The 17,953-nt window shown below is 60.0% G+C and carries 15 protein-coding genes and 1 tRNA gene; 11 read left to right on the top strand and 5 right to left on the bottom strand.

Annotation, left to right across the window (positions count from 1 at the left end):
* Positions 1–178: 178 nt before the first annotated feature.
* The 7 genes from D8U71_RS06000 to D8U71_RS05970 all read left to right on the top strand — a co-directional run bounded on the left by D8U71_RS06000 (position 179) and on the right by D8U71_RS05970 (position 9,194).
* Positions 179–613: a hypothetical protein gene (locus D8U71_RS06000; protein WP_016773907.1), complete on the top strand. Its 435-nt coding sequence runs from the start codon at positions 179–181 to the stop codon at positions 611–613.
* A 125-nt stretch (positions 614–738) separates the two neighbouring features.
* Complete coding sequence (locus D8U71_RS05995; RefSeq protein ID WP_130887380.1) at positions 739–1,371, top strand: response regulator transcription factor; 633 nt, start codon at positions 739–741, stop codon at positions 1,369–1,371.
* Positions 1,372–1,381: 10 nt separating this feature from the next.
* Positions 1,382–4,588: a transporter substrate-binding domain-containing protein gene (locus tag D8U71_RS05990; protein ID WP_130887379.1), complete on the top strand. Its 3,207-nt coding sequence runs from the start codon at positions 1,382–1,384 to the stop codon at positions 4,586–4,588.
* 158 nt (positions 4,589–4,746) lie between these two features.
* On the top strand, positions 4,747–5,613 hold the full coding sequence (locus D8U71_RS05985) for a pirin family protein (RefSeq protein WP_130887378.1): 867 nt from the start codon (positions 4,747–4,749) through the stop codon (positions 5,611–5,613).
* Positions 5,614–5,939: 326 nt separating this feature from the next.
* Positions 5,940–7,382, top strand: coding sequence for a mechanosensitive ion channel family protein (locus D8U71_RS05980; RefSeq protein WP_024012372.1), 1,443 nt, complete (start codon positions 5,940–5,942; stop codon positions 7,380–7,382).
* Positions 7,383–7,465: 83 nt separating this feature from the next.
* The gene (gene xth, locus D8U71_RS05975; RefSeq protein WP_130887377.1) at positions 7,466–8,260 is read left to right on the top strand and encodes an exodeoxyribonuclease III; all 795 of its coding nucleotides are present in this window, start codon (positions 7,466–7,468) and stop codon (positions 8,258–8,260) included.
* A gap of 100 nt (positions 8,261–8,360) precedes the next feature.
* On the top strand, positions 8,361–9,194 hold the full coding sequence (locus D8U71_RS05970; RefSeq protein ID WP_130887376.1) for an arylamine N-acetyltransferase: 834 nt from the start codon (positions 8,361–8,363) through the stop codon (positions 9,192–9,194).
* Here the strand turns inward: D8U71_RS05970 and D8U71_RS05965 are convergent.
* Positions 9,191–9,526, bottom strand: a complete 336-nt coding sequence (locus tag D8U71_RS05965) for a BrnA antitoxin family protein (protein WP_076567077.1) — start codon at positions 9,524–9,526, stop codon at positions 9,191–9,193. The genes D8U71_RS05970 and D8U71_RS05965 overlap by 4 nt on opposite strands.
* A 3-nt stretch (positions 9,527–9,529) precedes the next feature.
* Positions 9,530–9,814 carry a BrnT family toxin gene (locus D8U71_RS05960; protein ID WP_041478522.1) on the bottom strand — a complete coding sequence of 95 codons (285 nt, stop codon included), beginning with the start codon at positions 9,812–9,814 and terminating at the stop codon, positions 9,530–9,532.
* A 252-nt stretch (positions 9,815–10,066) separates the two neighbouring features.
* Here D8U71_RS05960 and D8U71_RS05955 point away from each other — a divergent pair, with 252 nt between their 5' ends.
* Positions 10,067–11,590, top strand: coding sequence for a nucleobase:cation symporter-2 family protein (locus D8U71_RS05955; protein WP_024012376.1), 1,524 nt, complete (start codon positions 10,067–10,069; stop codon positions 11,588–11,590).
* Between the two features lie 113 nt (positions 11,591–11,703).
* On the opposite strand, the gene D8U71_RS05950 is transcribed toward D8U71_RS05955, so the two are convergent.
* Positions 11,704–11,779: transfer RNA gene (locus tag D8U71_RS05950), tRNA-Asn, on the bottom strand.
* Positions 11,780–11,998: 219 nt separating this feature from the next.
* On the opposite strand from D8U71_RS05950, the gene D8U71_RS05945 reads away from it, so the two are divergent.
* Positions 11,999–12,229, top strand: a complete 231-nt coding sequence (locus D8U71_RS05945) for a hypothetical protein (protein WP_122700510.1) — start codon at positions 11,999–12,001, stop codon at positions 12,227–12,229.
* Here the strand turns inward: D8U71_RS05945 and D8U71_RS05940 are convergent.
* Both D8U71_RS05940 and D8U71_RS05935 read right to left on the bottom strand, forming a co-directional pair.
* Positions 12,226–12,426 carry a hypothetical protein gene (locus tag D8U71_RS05940; protein WP_016773917.1) on the bottom strand — a complete coding sequence of 67 codons (201 nt, stop codon included), beginning with the start codon at positions 12,424–12,426 and terminating at the stop codon, positions 12,226–12,228. The two genes, D8U71_RS05945 and D8U71_RS05940, sit on opposite strands and share 4 nt — an antisense overlap.
* A 223-nt stretch (positions 12,427–12,649) precedes the next feature.
* Positions 12,650–13,846 carry an amino acid aminotransferase gene (locus D8U71_RS05935; protein ID WP_016773918.1) on the bottom strand — a complete coding sequence of 399 codons (1,197 nt, stop codon included), beginning with the start codon at positions 13,844–13,846 and terminating at the stop codon, positions 12,650–12,652.
* 337 nt (positions 13,847–14,183) lie between these two features.
* Here D8U71_RS05935 and uvrB point away from each other — a divergent pair, with 337 nt between their 5' ends.
* Complete coding sequence (gene uvrB, locus D8U71_RS05930) at positions 14,184–16,199, top strand: excinuclease ABC subunit UvrB (protein WP_024012378.1); 2,016 nt, start codon at positions 14,184–14,186, stop codon at positions 16,197–16,199.
* Positions 16,200–16,423: 224 nt separating this feature from the next.
* Positions 16,424–17,905, top strand: a complete 1,482-nt coding sequence (gene gltX / locus D8U71_RS05925; protein WP_071171803.1) for a glutamate--tRNA ligase — start codon at positions 16,424–16,426, stop codon at positions 17,903–17,905.
* The last annotated feature ends 48 nt before the right edge of the window (positions 17,906–17,953 follow it).

The following is a 17,953-nucleotide window of genomic DNA, read 5'->3' as shown; positions in this document are numbered from 1 at the left end:
TCGCGAAGGCGCCGTGTCAGTCAATAAATTTCTGACAGGTATACCGCCTTCGCGAGCAGGGGATATTGGTGCGTCAGGGCCGCCGGATGAATGACCAAATTTTTAGGAAAAGTCCTACAGAGCTATCGCCGACGCTTGCGTAGTCTTGCCCTCCCCAAACCTCACCGGGAGAATGACCATGAGCAACAAAGCGTTGCGCATCCTGATCGCCGACCCGCAGCATTTTCATCGCATGAAAATCGAGCGCCTGTTCAACGCGCTCGGCTACTACCGCGTCGCCCCGGTGCAGACTCTCGGCGAACTGTTGACCCTGGTCGACTATGGCTGCGAGCCGTTCGATGTGCTGGTGATCAATGCCGAACTGGCGGCAGGCTCTCTCGATCTGCTGGGCTTTCTGCTCGATAACCCACAGGTTCGCCATGCTCTGATCTACAACGAACCGTCGGCACCTTTGCAGGCGGCTGCCGGGTTTGCTCAGGAAAACGCGCAGATCAGCCCGACGCCATTGCCCAATTCACAGCTCATCGGGCAGGTAATGGCGAGAGTCGAAACTTGCGACGAACCCCAGGCAGCGCCTGACGCCCACGCATCGTTGCGCCATGCCAATGCATAAAAAAACACTCTGCACAACTGTCAGACCTGACAGGTGATTCTCTTGCCCATCCATGTAACAGTGCCGGCGCAGCCACCGACTCCGGGACAGACTGTTGCGGTGTCTTCGATTTTGCAGGAGTCCCAATGAAGTCAGCGCTGATCGTCGATGACCATCCAGTCGTGCGCGCGGCCATTCGGATCGTTCTGCAGGCTCAAGGCTTCACCCGGATTCATGAAGCGTCCAATGGCAATGAAGTCGTGCCGTTGATCTGCGCGCATGATCCGCACCTGGTTGTGCTCGATCTGGGGCTGGGATCGATGGACGGTCTGGAAGTGCTGACGCGAATCCAGATCAAGGCGCCAACGGCGTGTTGCCGGGTGCTGGTGTTCAGCATGCATGAGCCCACGCATTACCAGGAGCGCTGTCTGCGCGCCGGCGCACGGGGCTACGTGACCAAGAGCAATCAACTGACTCTGCTGCACGAAGCCATCAAGGCATTGATGTCCGGCCACACTTATTTCTCCGCATTGCCCAATACCAGCGGTCTGTACAACGCCGTGCAACGCACGGAAAAGGAGCTGATCGCGCAGCTGTCCGATCGAGAGTTATGCATTTTCGTGAATCTGGCGCTGGGCAAACCGAACAAGGCCATCGCTTTGGAAATGCACCTGAGTCACAAAACCGTCAGCACCTACAAGACCCGCATGATGGCGAAACTTGGCCTGGGTTCGCTGGTGCTTCTGCGTGAGTTCGCCAAGCGCAATCACTTGATCTGAGTACCCCGACATGACGCAGGGACTGCGGGTTTTATTGCTGTGGCTGGGGCTTGTTGCCTCGGTCGGGGCGAATGACCAGCCGCAGACGCTGGAGGTGCTGGCGCGCCTCGAACCGGGGGGTATCCAGGTGCGCCTCGATGATCGGGAGCGCCAGTGGCTGCGTGAGCATCCAGTCTTGCGCATGGGCATCTCCGGCCCGGATTACCCGCCCTTTGAGATCACCCGCCAACAGCATGAACTGGAAGGGCTGACCGCCGATTACGCCGATCTGCTGGCACAACTGCTCGGCATCAGGATCGAAGTGCGGCGTTTCGCCGATCGTCCCGCACTGATGGCCGCACTCAAGCGCGCTGACGTCGAACTCCTGGGCACCTCGAACAGTTTCGAAGCGGCGGATCCGGCCTTTGTTCTGTCGCGGCCGTATGCTGAAGATCAGCCGATGCTGGTCACGCGTCACGACGAGAAACTGCCCGCCGACCTTGCAGGCAAACGCATCGCCATGGTCGAGGATTACCTGCCGCTGGCCCATGTTCAGGCGTTCTACCCCGGCGCCCACGTGCAGCTTTACGCTTCGGCCATGGATGCACTCGGCGCGGTCGCCTTCGGTGCCGACGACGTGTACCTGGGCGACTTCATCAGCGCCAATTATCTGATCAACACCAACTATCGCAACGACCTGCAACTGGCCGGGCCGTCGGGGCTTGATGCCAATCCGTTCGCCTTTGCGTTGTTGCGCAGCGATGTGGTGCTCAAACGCATCGTCGACAAGGCCTTGCTGGCCGTGCCCATGGAGCGTCGCCATCTGATCGAACAGCGCTGGAGCGTCGGCCTCGCCGAGATGGCCGAACAGTCGCGGGTACAGCTCAGCGCCGCCGAGCAGCAGTGGCTGGATCAGCACCCGGTGGTGCGGGTCGGCGCTGTCGAAGACTTCGCGCCGTTGGCGTTTTTCGATGCTGATGGACGCTTCAACGGGCTGGCAGCGCAGTTGCTGAGCCTGATTGCGCAGCGCAGCGGGCTGAATTTCGAGATCGTGCGTGGCACCTCGCTGAACGACCAGTTCGAACAACTTCAGGCCGGCGCACTCGATATTTTGCCCGTGGTGACGCCGAGCACCGAGCGGGAAGCGCAGCTGCAATTCACCCGCGCCTATCTGAACAATCCGTTCGTGCTAGTCAGCGCAGCGAACGGACCACATCCATTGCCGCTCGACGAACTGGCGGGCAAACGCCTGGCGATCTATCGCGGCCACCCGTTGCGCGAATACCTCTTGCAACGGGTTCCCGGCCTGCGTCTGGTCGAAGTCAAAAGCCCCGCCGAAGGCATGGCGCTGATTGCCCGTGGACAGGTCGACGTGACGGTAAGCTCGTTGCTGGTGGCGCGTTTTCTGATCGCCCGCCAATACCGCGACCGCCTGCGTATTACCGGCACCGTAGGCGATCAGCCGGCGCGCATCGCTTTGGCCACGGCGCCGCAGTCGGCGCTGCTGCACTCGATCCTGAACAAGGCGTTGCTGAGCATCGCGCCGCAGCAAATGGATGAACTGGTCGAGCGCTGGAGCCACGATGTGGTGGTGGAGGACAGCTATTGGTCGCGCCATCGCCGCGAAATTCTGCTTGGTTTTGCCGGCGCCGCAGGCTTGCTGCTGCTGGCCCTGATCTGGATCGGCTGGCAGCGTCGGCAGATCCATCAGCGCCAGCAATGGTTGTTGCAACTGCAACAGGCCAAGGACGCAGCGGATGAGGCCAATCGGGCCAAAAGCACTTTCCTGGCGACCATGAGCCACGAGATTCGCACACCGATGAACGCCTTGATCGGCATGCTCGAACTGGCGCTCAAGCGCGCAGAGGAGGGCGTGACTGATCGACTGGCAATTCAGGTGGCGTCGAATGCCGGCCAGCAATTATTGGCGTTGATTGGCGACATTCTCGACATCGCCCGTATCGAGTCGGGGCATTTGTCCCTTTCGCCCGAGCGGGCCAATTTACGCGAGACGGTGTTATCGGTATGCCGAGTGTTCGAAGGGCTGGCGCGGCAGAAACGGCTCTCGTGGCGCATCGAACTTGATCCGCGCGCCGACGTGGATGTGCTGATTGATCCGACGCGCTTCAAACAGGTGCTGTCGAACCTGTTGAGCAATGCGATCAAATTCACTGAGGTGGGCGAGGTGAGTTTGCGCTTGCAGGTCATCGCCATGACCGACGCTGAAGTGGACTTGCTGTTGCGCATCGAAGACAACGGCATCGGCATCAGCGGCGAAGATCAAAAGCGCCTGTTCAGCCCGTTCGTTCAAGCGAGCAATAGTCTTCAAGCGGCGCGCAGCGGTTCCGGCCTGGGTCTGGTGATCAGCCGTAACCTCTGCGAAATGATGGGCGGCACGCTGGGTCTCGATAGTGATCTCGGGCAAGGCACGCGAGTGGAAATGAATCTGTCCTTGCCGCTGTTGACAGCTGTGACGACCACACTGGCAACGCCCGAGGCGGCAGCCGCTACCTGTGTATCAAGCGTGTTGGTGGTGGACGATCACCCGGTCAACCGCTTGCTGATGTGCTGGCAATTGAGCGAACTGGGGCATCGCACGGTAGATGTGGGCGATGGCGAACAGGGGCTGGACCGCTGGCGAACCCAGGCCTTCGATGTGGTGATTACCGACTGCAACATGCCGCGACGCAATGGCTATGAGCTGGCACAGGCGATTCGCAACGAAGAAGCCGCCAGCGGCCGCGCACCCTGTCTGATCCTCGGTTTTACGGCCAATGCGCAGGTCGAAGAGCGTTTGCGTTGTCTGGACGCTGGCATGGACGGTTGCCTGTTCAAACCGATTCGTTTGCATGATCTGGCTGAAGCCCTGAAAGGCGCTCATCGTTGCGAGCGCCACGAAGATGAACCGCCAAATGCCGAACCCGTCGAGATTGATCTGAGTGCCCTGGAGCAGATGGCCGATGCCGATCAATCGTTGATCGAGCGTTTGCGCAAGGAAGTCGGTAATAGCTTGCGCGATGATCTCCAGGCTCTGGATCAGACCCACGTCGGCGACCGCAACGGCCTGCGTGAGCTGGCCCATCGCATCAGGGGCGGTGCGCAAATGGTTGGGGCTGCGCGGGTTGTTGCGGCGTGTGCAGATCTGGACACGGCGTGCCGAGACAGTGACAGCGCTGTCATCGACCGCGCCATCGACAGGTTGCGCGAAGCCATGCACGGCCTCGCACGGTGCCTCTGAACCATTGCAGATTCCTGTGGGAGCGAGCCTGCTCGCGAAATGCGCGCCGCTGACTCAATTGTTCTGCATATGGAACACTCAAGCCGATTTCCACCCTCTAGTCGAATATTCGATATGCCCTTACGCTTAATCCAATGCATTTACCCATTGGAGACCCCATGAAAAATATCATCGGCATTTACACCAGCCCGCGCGGCCATTGGGTCGGCGATGGTTTCCCGGTGCGCACGCTGTTTTCCTACGACCACCTGGGCAAGCACATCAGCCCGTTTCTGCTGCTCGATCACGCCGGTCCTGCCGAATTCACCCCGACCACTGAACAGCGTGGCGTCGGCCAGCACCCGCACCGTGGTTTCGAAACCGTGACCATCGTTTACGACGGCGAAGTGCAACACCGCGACTCCACCGGCAGCGGCGGCACCATCGGCCCGGGTGATGTGCAGTGGATGACCGCAGCGTCCGGCATCCTCCATGAGGAATTCCACTCGGAAAACTTCGCCCGAACCGGCGGCAAGCTGGAAATGGTCCAGCTGTGGGTCAACCTGCCGGCCAAGGACAAAATGGCCGCGCCGGGTTACCAGACCATTCTCGACCGCGACATTCCAAGCATCGCGCTCAAGGACAACGCCGGCAGCCTGCGTCTGATCGCCGGCGAATTCGATGGGCACACCGGACCGTCACGGACTTTTACGCCAATCGACGTGTGGGATCTGCGCCTCAATGCCGGCAAGTTGCTGACGCTTGATCTGCACGAAGGACGTAATACCGCGCTGGTGGTGGTGAAGGGTTCGGTGCAGGTCAACGGCGCGGAATCGGTTGGGGTAGGGCAGTTGGCGCTGTTCGAACGCGACGGTGATCGACTCACCCTCCAGGCCAGCGGAGACGCGGTGGTATTGCTGCTCAGTGGCGAGCCGATCGACGAACCGATCGTCGGCCATGGCCCGTTCGTGATGAACACCGAGCAGGAAATCCACCAGGCCTTCGCCGACTTCCAGTCCGGGCGTTTTGGCCAGATGCACGCCTGACCCCGAGCTTTACTGGCAACTGAAACTCCACTGTGGGAGCGAGCCTGTTCGCGAATGCTCTGATTCGGTCGAAGAAGTAGTGACTGACATGACGCCTTCGCGAGCAGGCTCGCTCCCACAGGTTGTTCAGCGTCTGATCGTTCCCACGCTCTGCGTGGGAATGCAGCCGGGGACGCTCCGCGTCCCACAGCCTCAAGATCGCAGCCTTCGTCAGCTCAGGGTTTTGCCGTGTTTGTAAGCCGGTGCTCCTCCACCGAAATCAATTGCTCCTACACTGTGCCAATCTGTGCGATCTTCTCGCGATTGGCCTTTGTCGGAGTTGTTTGATGCTGTCTCTGCTGACCGAACACCCGTTGTTTAGCGCGTTGATCCTGATCCTGCTCGATCTTGGCCTGTGGCGGCTGATCAGCTCTCGCGGCAGCGAATGGAAGCTGTTGGTGCGGGTGCTGATTTTCGCCCTGTTCAGCATTGTGCTGTTCAACGAAGGCCTCAACCCGATGGAGCCGGCGCCGTGGGCCGACAACGTGCCGCTGCATCTGGCGGCAACCGGGCTGCAGATCGGCTGGTGGCTGTTTGGTGCGCGGACCCTGACGGTGCTGATCGGCGCGGTGATGATGCAACGGGTCGGCCATACCGGCCGGCTGTTGCAGGACTTGCTCGGCGCGGTGATTTTCCTCATCGCGATCATTGCGGCGCTGGCGTACGTGCTCGATCTGCCAGTCAAAGGTGTGCTGGCGACGTCCGGCGCGTTGGCGATCATTGTCGGCCTGGCTTTGCAGAGCACCTTGAGCGACGTGTTCTCCGGCATCGTCCTCAACACCACCAAGCCCTATCAACTTGATGACTGGATCTCCATCGACGGCACCGAGGGCCGCGTCACCGACATCGACTGGCGCGCCACGCGTCTGCAAACCAGTCAGGGCAGCATGGCCGTGATTCCCAACTCGCTGGCGGCGAAAGCCAAAATCATCAACTTCAGCCGACCGAGCAATATGTTCGGCGTTTCCGTCAGCGTGCCCGTCAGCCCCCATGCCCGACCCAGTTCGGTAATCGAGGCGCTGGAGCGAGCGATGCAAGGCTGCCGGCAATTGCTCGACACACCGGCGCCGAGCGTGTCGTTGAAGAGTTCTGCCAGCGGCGGCGCGGAATACGAAATCAGCGGGTTTGTCGCCTCGATGGGCGAGAAGCGCGTGGTGCGCAATCAGTTGTTCGACCTCGCTTACCGGCATTTGCAGGCGTCCGGGGTCAACCTGCTGTCCAGCAACGAGACCAGCGCCGCACCGCAGTTGTCGCGGCCACGGGCGCTGCTGGAAAGCTCACCGATCTTCTCGACTCTGCGTGAAGAAGAGAAAGACACCTTCAGCCAGAACATGACCCTGCAAACTTTCCGCGCCGGCGAAACGATTCTCGCGGGCGGGGAGGTCAGCGATCATTTGTTCATCATTGAATCCGGCGTGGTATCGGTGACGCTCAAGCGCCATGGTGCGCCACTTGAATCCGGGCGCATGGGGCCGGGCGAGGTGATCGGTGAGGCCGGGATTCTTTCCGACACCGCGCTGCCGGCGGATTTTTCCGCGAAGACTTTCTGCGCCCTGTATCGCATCGAGAAGTCCTACCTGAAACCGTGCCTGGACGCGCGCCATGACATTCATGATGCGATGCAGGCGTTGCTCGATTTCCGTCTGCACAAGGCACAGTCGCTGACCGAGGAAACGCCCGTGGTCGCGCCGAAAAGAGGCTTTCTGCAATGGCTGCGTAATCGCGTCTGAGCTGTCGTATTGTGATTCGATGCAACCTGCGCGGCGTTCTCAGGGTCACAATTTGCAATCCCACCGGGCAGGAGTTGCAGACGATGAAAAACCTGCGGATCGCCACCTTCAACGTCAACGGCATGCGCGCGCGGCTGCCGAATCTGCTGGAATGGCTCAAACGCGAGCAACCGGACATCGTCTGCCTGCAAGAGCTCAAATCAGTCGACAGCGCATTTCCCGCCGCCGAACTGGAGGCCGCCGGTTACGGCGCAATCTGGCAGGGCCAGGCGTCATGGAATGGCGTGGCGATTCTGGCGCGTGATGCGCAGCCGTTGGAGAGTCGACGCGGTTTGCCCGGCGATCCCGATGACACCCACAGCCGTTATATCGAAGCGGCGGTGCACGGTGTGCTGGTCGGTTGCCTGTATCTGCCCAACGGCAACCCGCAGCCGGGGCCGAAATTCGATTACAAACTGGCCTGGTTCGAGCGTCTGATCAATTACGCCAAAGACCTGCAAAGCAGCGATCACCCGGTGGTCCTGGCCGGTGACTTCAATGTCGTGCCCACCGACATGGACATCTACAACACCCGTTCCTGGCTCAAGGACGCCTTGTTGCAACCTGAAAGCCGCGAGTGCTACCAGCGGTTGCTGGATCAGGGCTGGACCGATTCCCTGCGCCACGTGTATCCCGAAGAGCGCCTCTACACCTTCTGGGATTACTTCCGCAATCATTGGCAAACCAACTCCGGCCTGCGCATCGACCACCTGCTGCTCAACCCGGCATTGAGCCCGTATCTGCATGACGCCGGCGTCGACGCCTGGGTGCGCAATGAACCGCACGCCAGCGACCATGCACCGACATGGATTCGGATCGGCTCGCGGAAAAAGCGCTGAACGGGCGATTGGCGAAATCAATTGTCGGAAGCCGTGCTTGATCCCGTATACAGGGCAATAACCACGCAGTGTTCTGCGGCCCATGCATAAGGATCGAGCAATGAGTGCGCCACGGCTGACCAATACCAATCTGTACCTGCAACGTCTGGGTTTCGATGCGCCGCCGCCACCGACGCTGGATACGTTGCGCCAGTTGCAGTCGCGCCACACCGCTCAGTTTGTTTTCGAAAATCTGGCGACGATCAGTGCAGAGCCGGTGTTGATCGACTTGGTCTCCATCGAAGACAAGGTGTTGCAGCAGGGGCGGGGCGGCTACTGCTATGAGCTCAATCATTTGTTCTATGCGCTGCTGCTTGAATTGGGCTTCGACGCACGGGCGATCAGCGGGCGCGTGGTGATGAATCAACCGGAAGGCAGCTGGACGGCGCGAACCCATCGTTTGAGTCTGGTGACCATCGACGGAGTGCGTTACATCACCGATGTCGGCTTCGGTGGCATGGTGCCCACCGCGCCGCTGTTGCTCGACAGCGAAGATGAGCAACCCACCCCGCACGAACCTTACCGCATCGACAAGCAAGCAGATGGCTACCTGCTGCGCGCCAAAGTCGCAGGCGAATGGCGGCCGATGTACCTGTACGATTTGCAACGCCAGGAAGACATTGATTACACCGTCGGCAACTGGTACGTCTCCACCCATCCCGAGTCACCTTTTGCCCAGCGCCTGATGGTCGCGCGCACCGGCGCTGGCTGGCGCAAAACCCTGAACAACGGCAGTTTTGCCATTCATCACATGGGCGCGGACAGTGAGCGGCGGGAGGTGGCGGACGTCGACGAGCTGATGAAATTGCTGCGGCGCGAGTTCGATCTTCAGGTGCCTGATTCACCGCGTGTGCGACAAGCGCTGGCTCGGGTCATCGCGCCAGCCTCCATCTAAGGCTTTACATCAGGCTCCAATACGCGACGGATTTCGCCGATGGCCGCTGACAGCTTTCGCTCGAGACTCTTGAGATCGGTGGCGGTGATGCCTTTCTTGAATTGGCCCGTCAGACCTGAATCGTCGGCGCTTTCCTGCTGGCGTGGGCCATCAAGCAGAGCATGGCGCAGGGTGTTGTTGATCACAGTCTGGTAGCCAAAGCCCTCGGTTTCTGCGGCGGTACGCGCCGCTTCAATCACCGCGTCATCAAGCATGATAGTGATGCGGGTCTTGCCCTTGCTCGGCGCTACTGCGCCGCGTTTACCTGCGGAAAAGTCATATTCGTCTTTCATCGTTCAAGCCTCCTGAAAATACGCGCGCCGTTCGCTGGGTGTGGCGAGACGTGCGGAAATGATTCGAACAACATTGGCTTCGCGATAGCTGTAAGCAACGGCAAGCACACGACCTTTGGCATCGAGGCCGAGGGTGATCCAGCGTTGTTCGTCATGGTCGTTGTCCTCAAGTGTCAGTGCGCGTTCGTCGTGAAAAACCGGTTCGGCTTCGGCGAGGCTGATGCCTTTGTGCTTGAGTTTGTTGGCTGCGTTTTTGCTTTTGTCGTACTGAATCTTGAATGACTTCATTATGCATACTTTATATGTATAAAAAAGAGCGCGACTGCACCGTCGGTCGCCGTGAACACTTCAGCCTAGTGGGCACTGGCGAGGATGCAGCGGGGATGTGTTGCCGGATTTGTTGGGGCAAGAAGCGCAGGCTAGAAGGTTGGATGGCTACCTAACCATAATGTGACTGACAAGTTGTATACAACTCTATGGACATTTGTCCTGAGTATTGAATACAGTGTGCGCATAACAAAAACCAGGGAACCCCCCACCATGAAAACGCCCCATGTTTCACACCAACGGCCCGAGGACGAAAACCTCGGGGTCGGCGCGAATATGGCTTACGGCCTGCAACATGTTCTGACCATGTACGGCGGTATCGTTGCGGTGCCACTGATCATTGGCCAGGCGGCCGGTCTGTCGCCGGCGGACATTGGTCTGTTGATTGCTGCTTCATTGTTTGCGGGGGGGCTGGCGACGTTGCTGCAAACCCTGGGTCTGCCGTTTTTTGGCTGTCAGCTGCCGCTGGTCCAGGGCGTATCGTTCTCCGGCGTGGCGACCATGGTTGCGATCGTCAGCAGCGGCGGGGAGGGCGGTTTCCAATCGGTGCTGGGTGCGGTGATTGCCGCCTCGTTGATCGGCTTGCTGATCACGCCGGTGTTTTCACGCATCACCAAGTTCTTTCCGCCGCTGGTCACCGGCATTGTGATCACCACCATCGGCCTGACGCTGATGCCGGTGGCCGCACGCTGGGCGATGGGCGGCAACAGCCACGCGCCGGACTTCGGCAGCATGCAGAACATCGGTCTGGCGGCGGTCACGCTGGTGCTGGTGTTGCTGCTGAGCAAGGTTGGCAGCGCGACCATTTCTCGGCTGTCGATTCTGCTGGCCATGGTCATCGGCACGGTGCTGGCGGTGTTCCTTGGCATGGCGGATTTCTCCAGTGTCACCACCGGCCCCATGTTCGGCTTCCCGACACCGTTCCACTTCGGCATGCCGACCTTCCATTTCGCCGCGATCCTGTCGATGTGCATTGTGGTCATGGTGACGCTGGTGGAAACCTCGGCGGACATCCTCGCCGTGGGCGAGATCATTGACACCAAGGTGGATTCCAAACGCTTGGGTAACGGCCTGCGTGCCGACATGCTGTCGAGCATGTTTGCGCCGATCTTCGGTTCGTTTACGCAAAGTGCTTTCGCGCAGAACGTAGGGCTGGTGGCGGTGACCGGGATCAAGAGCCGATTCGTGGTCGCTACCGGCGGCTTGTTCCTGGTGGTGCTCGGCCTGCTGCCGTTCATGGGCCGGGTGATTGCCGCCGTGCCGACTTCGGTCCTTGGCGGCGCAGGGATCGTGCTGTTCGGCACCGTGGCGGCGAGCGGCATTCGCACGTTGTCGAAGGTGGACTACCGCAACAACGTCAACCTGATCATCGTGGCCACTTCGATCGGTTTCGGCATGATCCCGATCGCCGCGCCGAACTTCTACGATCATTTCCCGAGCTGGTTCGCGACTATTTTCCATTCGGGCATCAGTTCATCTGCAATCATGGCGATCCTGCTCAACCTGGCGTTCAACCACTTCACGACCGGCAATTCGGATCAACAATCGGTGTTCGCCGCAGCCGAAGAGCGCACCCTGCGTTATCGCGATCTGGCCGCGCTGCGTGAAGGCGATTACTTCAGCGACGGCAAGCTGCATGATTGCGATGGCAAGGAAGTGCCGGTGATCGAGCCGGATGACCACGACCATGGCCACGGCGCGCCGAAGGTGCAGGTGAAAAGCAGCGAACATGTCTGACCGCTGCGTCTGAAACAGAAAAGGCCGATCTGCCCAAGCAGATCGGCCTTTTGGCATTTTTCGAGCGTCCACAAAAAAGCCCCTGAATCTCGCGATTCAGGGGCTTTGCTATTTGGCTCCACAACCTGGACTCGAACCAGGGACCCAGTGATTAACAGTCACTTGCTCTACCAACTGAGCTATTGCGGAATTGGTGCGTATGTTACTGATTCAAAAAGAGAAGTCAAGCATCGCCTGGCAACTTTTGCGATTCGTCGGGACGGACGGCATTTTGTCAGCGATTGGCGGTTACCAGAAAGGCCTCAGAGGTCTACCATGGCAACCCGGAAGTGGTCACACGCGCTGCCGGCCATTCGCCGCAAAGGTACGCGCCATGACTCAAATCACCCGTAATACCGAGGTGCTCGCATGAGCACTGCACAGATCAGCCTGCCCAAAGGGATCGGCCCGCACGCCGAAAAACTCTTCGATGCAATCGCCGGGGCAAGCACCGCCGAAGAATTGAACCGCGCTGGCGGCAAGGCTGAAGGTTTCGTGCTTGGTCTTGAAAGCAGCAAGGCCATCAAGAGCCAGGTCGCCGAGTCGCTGTATGTGATTTACGACGATGCTGCCACTCAACGCTCGGCCGAGCTGGCTTAACTGCCGAAGGTAATCGTGCCGAGCATCAGCTTGGCATAGGCCGCCGTCGCCGCCAGTTGCACCAGCCACAGGGCCAGGCCACCGAGGAATACCCCGGTGGCGACTTGCAGCACCAGGCTCTTTTCACGCTTGGCCGGAGCGCGCGGGATGAAATCATCCAGGTCGTCACGGTCAGCGCGCAGGTTGTCGTTTTTCATGTGGGTTCTCTTCAAAAAATCTCGGGTGTACACAAAACCGGTAGGAGCTGCGGAACGCTGCGATCTTTTGATCTTAGAAACAAGATCAAAAGATCGCAGCCTCGTTGCACTCGTCAGCTCCTGCACTTTGAATTGTGTGCAGTCTAGAGGTTGCGAGGCGTTTCCAGAGACAAATAAAAACGGGAAGCCCAAAAGGCTTCCCGTTTTTCATCACTGGCCGAAATCAGATGACCTGAACGATCGCGTCCGTCACAGCCTTGATGTTGCTCTGGTTCAGCGCGGCCACGCAGATGCGGCCGGTGTCCAGGGCGTAGATGCCGAACTCGTTGCGCAGGCGATGCACTTGTTCAGTGGTCAGGCCGGAGTAGGAGAACATGCCGCGCTGACGACCGACGAAGCTGAAATCGCGGCCCGGCGCTTTTTCCGCCAGCAGGGCAACCATCTGCTCGCGCATGCCGCGAATACGCAGACGCATCTCGGCCAGTTCGGCTTCCCACTGCGCGCGCAGTTCCGGGCTGTTCAGCACCGCAGCTACGATGCTGGCGCCGTGGGTCGGCGGGTTGGAGTAGTTGGTGCGGATAACGCGCTTGACCTGCGACAGCACGCGCGCGCTTTCTTCTTTCGATTCGCTGATGATCGACAGTGCGCCAACGCGTTCGCCGTACAGCGAGAACGACTTGGAGAACGAGCTCGAGACGAAAAAGGTCAGGCCGGATTCGGCGAACAGGCGCACAGCGGCGGCGTCTTCATCGATGCCGTCGCCGAAACCCTGGTAAGCCATGTCGAGGAACGGTACGTGACCTTTGGCCTTGACGACTTCCAGTACCTTGTTCCAGTCCGCCGGGGTCAGGTCGACGCCGGTCGGGTTGTGGCAGCAGGCGTGCAGGACAACGATCGAGCCGTTCGGCAGGGCGTTGAGGTCGTCGAGCATGCCGGCACGGTTCACGTCATGGGTGGCAGCGTCGTAGTAACGGTAGTTCTGCACCGGGAAACCAGCGGTTTCGAACAGCGCGCGGTGGTTTTCCCAGCTCGGGTCGCTGATCGCCACGACGGCGTTCGGCAGCAGTTGCTTGAGGAAGTCGGCACCGATTTTCAGTGCGCCGGTCCCGCCGACGGCCTGAGTGGTGATGACGCGACCGGCGCTGATCAGCGGCGAGTCGTTGCCGAACAGCAGTTTCTGCACGGCCTGGTCGTAGGCAGCGATGCCATCGATCGGCAGGTAACCGCGCGAAGCGTGTTGCGCGACGCGAATCGTCTCGGCTTCGATCACCGCGCGCAGCAGTGGAATTCGCCCCTCTTCGTTGCAGTACACGCCCACGCCCAGGTTGACCTTGGTGGTCCGGGTATCGGCGTTGAATGCTTCGTTGAGGCCCAGGATTGGATCGCGGGGTGCCATTTCGACAGCGGAGAACAGGCTCATTATTACGGCGGCTCTGAATGGAGAGTGGAGGGACGTGTCGCGCTCCAGCCGAATGCACTAGAGCGGTGCACAAACGGGGAGCTAGTATAGAGGCCATCACCGCGCAATGGCGACAGGCGAATCGGCTTTTAGGGTAAGTTTTTCCGATTATTTCTTGACCGTTAGTCGATTGACTTTGTCAGACTCTTTACCGGATGTAGGACGTTTGCCTTGAAAGGTCAGGCAATCGCCACCACATTCAGCACAATCCAGGTTTTTTCTTGCGCGACATCGGTCGTTTGCGGTCGTCCTCGTGGTGCTCCGCCTGACGCGGAACGCCGCGATTCCAGAGGTGTGTATGTCGGAATTCCAGCTAGTCACCCGCTTCGAGCCTGCCGGCGATCAGCCGGAAGCCATTCGCCAGTTGGTTGAGGGCATTGACGCCGGGCTGGCGCACCAGACACTGCTCGGTGTGACCGGTTCGGGCAAGACCTTCAGCATTGCCAACGTCATCTCCCAGGTCCAGCGGCCAACGCTGGTACTGGCGCCGAACAAGACCCTGGCCGCGCAGTTGTATGGGGAGTTCAAGGCGTTCTTCCCGAACAACGCCGTTGAATACTTCGTTTCCTACTACGACTACTACCAGCCCGAAGCGTATGTGCCGTCGTCCGACACCTTCATCGAGAAGGACGCCTCGATCAACGACCACATCGAGCAGATGCGACTGTCCGCGACCAAAGCGTTGCTCGAGCGCAAAGATGCGATCATCGTCACCACGGTGTCGTGCATCTATGGTCTGGGCAGTCCGGAAACCTATCTGAAAATGGTCTTGCACGTTGATCGCGGCGACAAGCTTGATCAGCGTGCGCTGCTGCGGCGCCTGGCCGACCTGCAATACACCCGCAACGACATGGATTTCGCCCGGGCGACGTTCCGCGTGCGCGGTGACGTGATCGATATCTTCCCGGCGGAATCCGACCTCGAAGCGATCCGCATCGAGCTGTTCGATGACGAGGTCGAGAGCATTTCCGCGTTTGATCCGCTGACCGGCGAAGTCATCCGCAAGATGCCGCGCTTCACTTTCTATCCGAAGAGCCACTACGTGACGCCTCGGGAAACCCTGCTCGATGCTATCGAAGGCATCAAGGTCGAATTGCAGGAGCGCCTCGAATACCTGCGCAGCAACAACAAACTGGTGGAAGCCCAGCGTCTGGAACAGCGCACCCGTTTCGACCTGGAAATGATCCTCGAACTGGGCTATTGCAACGGCATCGAAAACTACTCGCGCTACCTTTCCGGGCGTCCGGCCGGCGCGGCGCCGCCCACGCTTTACGACTATCTGCCTGCCGACGCCTTGCTGGTGATCGATGAATCCCACGTCAGCGTGCCGCAGGTCGGCGCGATGTATAAGGGCGACCGCTCGCGCAAGGAAACCCTCGTTGAGTACGGCTTCCGCTTGCCTTCGGCGCTGGACAACCGGCCCATGCGTTTCGACGAGTGGGAAGGGGTCAGCCCGCAAACCATTTTCGTCTCGGCAACGCCCGGCAATTACGAAGCCGAGCACGCCGGGCGCGTGGTCGAACAGGTGGTGCGGCCGACTGGCCTGGTCGACCCGCAGGTTGAAGTGCGGCCGGCGCTGACCCAGGTCGATGACTTGCTCTCGGAAATCACCAAGCGTGTAGCGATCGAAGAACGTGTGCTGGTCACCACGCTGACCAAGCGCATGGCCGAAGACCTGACCGATTACCTCGCCGACCACGGCGTGCGCGTGCGTTATCTGCACTCGGACATCGACACCGTCGAGCGCGTCGAGATCATCCGCGATTTGCGCCTCGGCGTGTTCGATGTGCTGGTCGGGATCAACCTGCTGCGTGAAGGCCTCGACATGCCGGAAGTGTCGCTGGTGGCGATTCTCGATGCCGACAAGGAAGGCTTCCTGCGTTCCGAGCGCTCGCTGATCCAGACCATCGGTCGCGCGGCGCGTAACCTCAATGGCCGGGCGATTCTCTACGCTGATCGCATGACCGGTTCGATGGAGCGGGCGATTGGTGAGACCGAGCGCCGTCGCGAGAAGCAGATCGCCTTCAACCTTGAGAACGGCATTACCCCAAAAGGTGTGATCAAGGACGTCGCCGACATCATGGAAGGCGCCACCGTGCCGGGTTCGCGCAGCAAGAAACGCAAAGGCATGGCCAAGGCCGCCGAAGAGAACGCCAAGTACGAAGCCGAGTTGCGCTCGCCAAGCGAAATCACCAAACGCATCCGCGCGCTGGAAGAGAAGATGTACCAACTGGCGCGGGATCTGGAGTTTGAAGCGGCGGCGCAGATGCGTGACGAGATTGCCAAACTGCGCGAACGATTGCTTACGGTATAAGGGATCGTTCCCACGCTCTGCGTGGGAATGCCGCCCGGGACGCTCTGCGTCCCATCGATCATTGTGTATCCCTGTGGGAGCGAGCCTGCTCGCGAATGGCCTTCACACAAATCGGACGGCCTAGCGCATCCGGCTTAAATACCCTGCCCGCTGGAGCGGGGCGGGTGTCGCCTGTTACCATTCGCCGCTTGATTGTTCTGCTCTTCATTTTTTCGAGACAAGCCATGACCACCGTCCGCACTCGCATCGCGCCATCGCCTACCGGGGACCCCCACGTAGGTACCGCTTACATCGCATTGTTCAACTACTGCTTTGCCAAGCAGCACGGCGGTGAGTTCATCCTGCGCATTGAAGACACCGATCAGTTGCGTTCGACCCGCGAGTCCGAACAGCAGATCTTCGACGCCCTGCGCTGGCTCGGCATCGACTGGAGCGAAGGCCCGGACGTCGGCGGCCCGCACGGCCCATATCGGCAGAGCGAGCGCGGCGATATCTATCAGAAGTACTGCCAGCAACTGGTCGACATGGGCCATGCGTTCCCGTGCTTCTGCACTGCTGAAGAACTCGATCAGATGCGCGCCGAGCAAATGGCTCGCGGCGAAACCCCGCGCTACGACGGTCGCGCACTGCTGCTGTCGAAGGAAGAAGTCGCCGCGCGTCTGGCTGCTGGCGAACCGCACGTGATCCGCATGAAAGTGCCGAGCGAAGGCGTCTGCGTGGTACCGGACATGCTGCGTGGCGACGTCGAGATCCCGTGGGATCGCATGGACATGCAAGTGCTGATGAAGACCGACGGCCTGCCGACGTACTTCCTCGCCAACGTCGTCGATGACCATCTGATGGGCATCACCCACGTGCTGCGTGGCGAAGAATGGCTGCCATCGGCACCGAAACTGATTTTGCTGTACGAATACTTCGGCTGGGAACAGCCGGAGCTGTGCTACATGCCGCTGCTGCGCAACCCGGACAAGAGCAAGCTGTCCAAGCGCAAGAACCCGACCTCGGTGACGTTCTACGAGCGCATGGGCTTCATGCCGGAAGCGATGCTCAACTACCTCGGGCGCATGGGCTGGTCGATGCCGGACGAGCGCGAGAAGTTCTCGCTGCAGGAAATGGTCGACAACTTCGACCTCAAGCGCGTATCCCTCGGCGGGCCGATCTTCGATATCGAGAAGCTGTCGTGGCTCAACGGCCAGTGGCTGCGCGATCTGCCGGTGGAAGAGTTTGCCGCCCGCGTGCAGAAGTGGGCGTTCAACTCCGACTACATGATGAAGATCGCGCCGCACGTGCAGGGCCGGGTTGAAACGTTCAGCCAGGTCGCACCGCTGGCGGGGTTCTTCTTTGCCGGCGGCGTGAATCCGGATGCCAAGCTGTTTGAGTCGAAAAAGCTCTCCGGCGATCAGGTTCGCCAGTTGATGCAGTTGATCCTGTGGAAACTGGAAAGCCTGCGGCAGTGGGAGAAGGACAGCATCACCGCGACGATTCAGGCGGTGGTCGAATCTTTGGAGCTGAAACTGCGCGACGCGATGCCGCTGATGTTTGCTGCGATCACCGGGCAGGCGAGTTCGGTGTCGGTGCTCGATGCGATGGAAATCCTCGGCCCGGATCTCACCCGATTCCGCTTGCGCCAGGCGATTGACCTGCTGGGCGGCGTGTCGAAGAAAGAAAACAAAGAGTGGGAAAAGCTCTTGGGCGCCATCGCCTGATTGCTTTTGCTTCTCTGCAGGACTGCCGAAGGCTGCGATCTTTTGATC

The sequence above is a fragment of the Pseudomonas sp. Sample_21 genome (assembly GCF_004307525.1).
Classification (GTDB): domain Bacteria; phylum Pseudomonadota; class Gammaproteobacteria; order Pseudomonadales; family Pseudomonadaceae; genus Aquipseudomonas; species Aquipseudomonas atacamensis.
The sequence above is the reverse complement of the archived record's forward strand: the minus strand, read 5'-3'. Positions and strand labels throughout refer to the sequence as shown.

Coding starts and splice junctions, on each gene's coding strand:
- D8U71_RS06000 (WP_016773907.1), top strand. CDS start 179: ATGAGCAACAAAGCGTTGCGCATCCTGATCGCCGACCCGCAGCATTTT.
- D8U71_RS05995 (WP_130887380.1), top strand. CDS start 739: ATGAAGTCAGCGCTGATCGTCGATGACCATCCAGTCGTGCGCGCGGCC.
- D8U71_RS05990 (WP_130887379.1), top strand. CDS start 1,382: ATGACGCAGGGACTGCGGGTTTTATTGCTGTGGCTGGGGCTTGTTGCC.
- D8U71_RS05985 (WP_130887378.1), top strand. CDS start 4,747: ATGAAAAATATCATCGGCATTTACACCAGCCCGCGCGGCCATTGGGTC.
- D8U71_RS05980 (WP_024012372.1), top strand. CDS start 5,940: ATGCTGTCTCTGCTGACCGAACACCCGTTGTTTAGCGCGTTGATCCTG.
- xth (WP_130887377.1), top strand. CDS start 7,466: ATGAAAAACCTGCGGATCGCCACCTTCAACGTCAACGGCATGCGCGCG.
- D8U71_RS05970 (WP_130887376.1), top strand. CDS start 8,361: ATGAGTGCGCCACGGCTGACCAATACCAATCTGTACCTGCAACGTCTG.
- D8U71_RS05965 (WP_076567077.1), bottom strand. CDS start 9,526: ATGAAAGACGAATATGACTTTTCCGCAGGTAAACGCGGCGCAGTAGCG.
- D8U71_RS05960 (WP_041478522.1), bottom strand. CDS start 9,814: ATGAAGTCATTCAAGATTCAGTACGACAAAAGCAAAAACGCAGCCAAC.
- D8U71_RS05955 (WP_024012376.1), top strand. CDS start 10,067: ATGAAAACGCCCCATGTTTCACACCAACGGCCCGAGGACGAAAACCTC.
- D8U71_RS05945 (WP_122700510.1), top strand. CDS start 11,999: ATGAGCACTGCACAGATCAGCCTGCCCAAAGGGATCGGCCCGCACGCC.
- D8U71_RS05940 (WP_016773917.1), bottom strand. CDS start 12,426: ATGAAAAACGACAACCTGCGCGCTGACCGTGACGACCTGGATGATTTC.
- D8U71_RS05935 (WP_016773918.1), bottom strand. CDS start 13,846: ATGAGCCTGTTCTCCGCTGTCGAAATGGCACCCCGCGATCCAATCCTG.
- uvrB (WP_024012378.1), top strand. CDS start 14,184: ATGTCGGAATTCCAGCTAGTCACCCGCTTCGAGCCTGCCGGCGATCAG.
- gltX (WP_071171803.1), top strand. CDS start 16,424: ATGACCACCGTCCGCACTCGCATCGCGCCATCGCCTACCGGGGACCCC.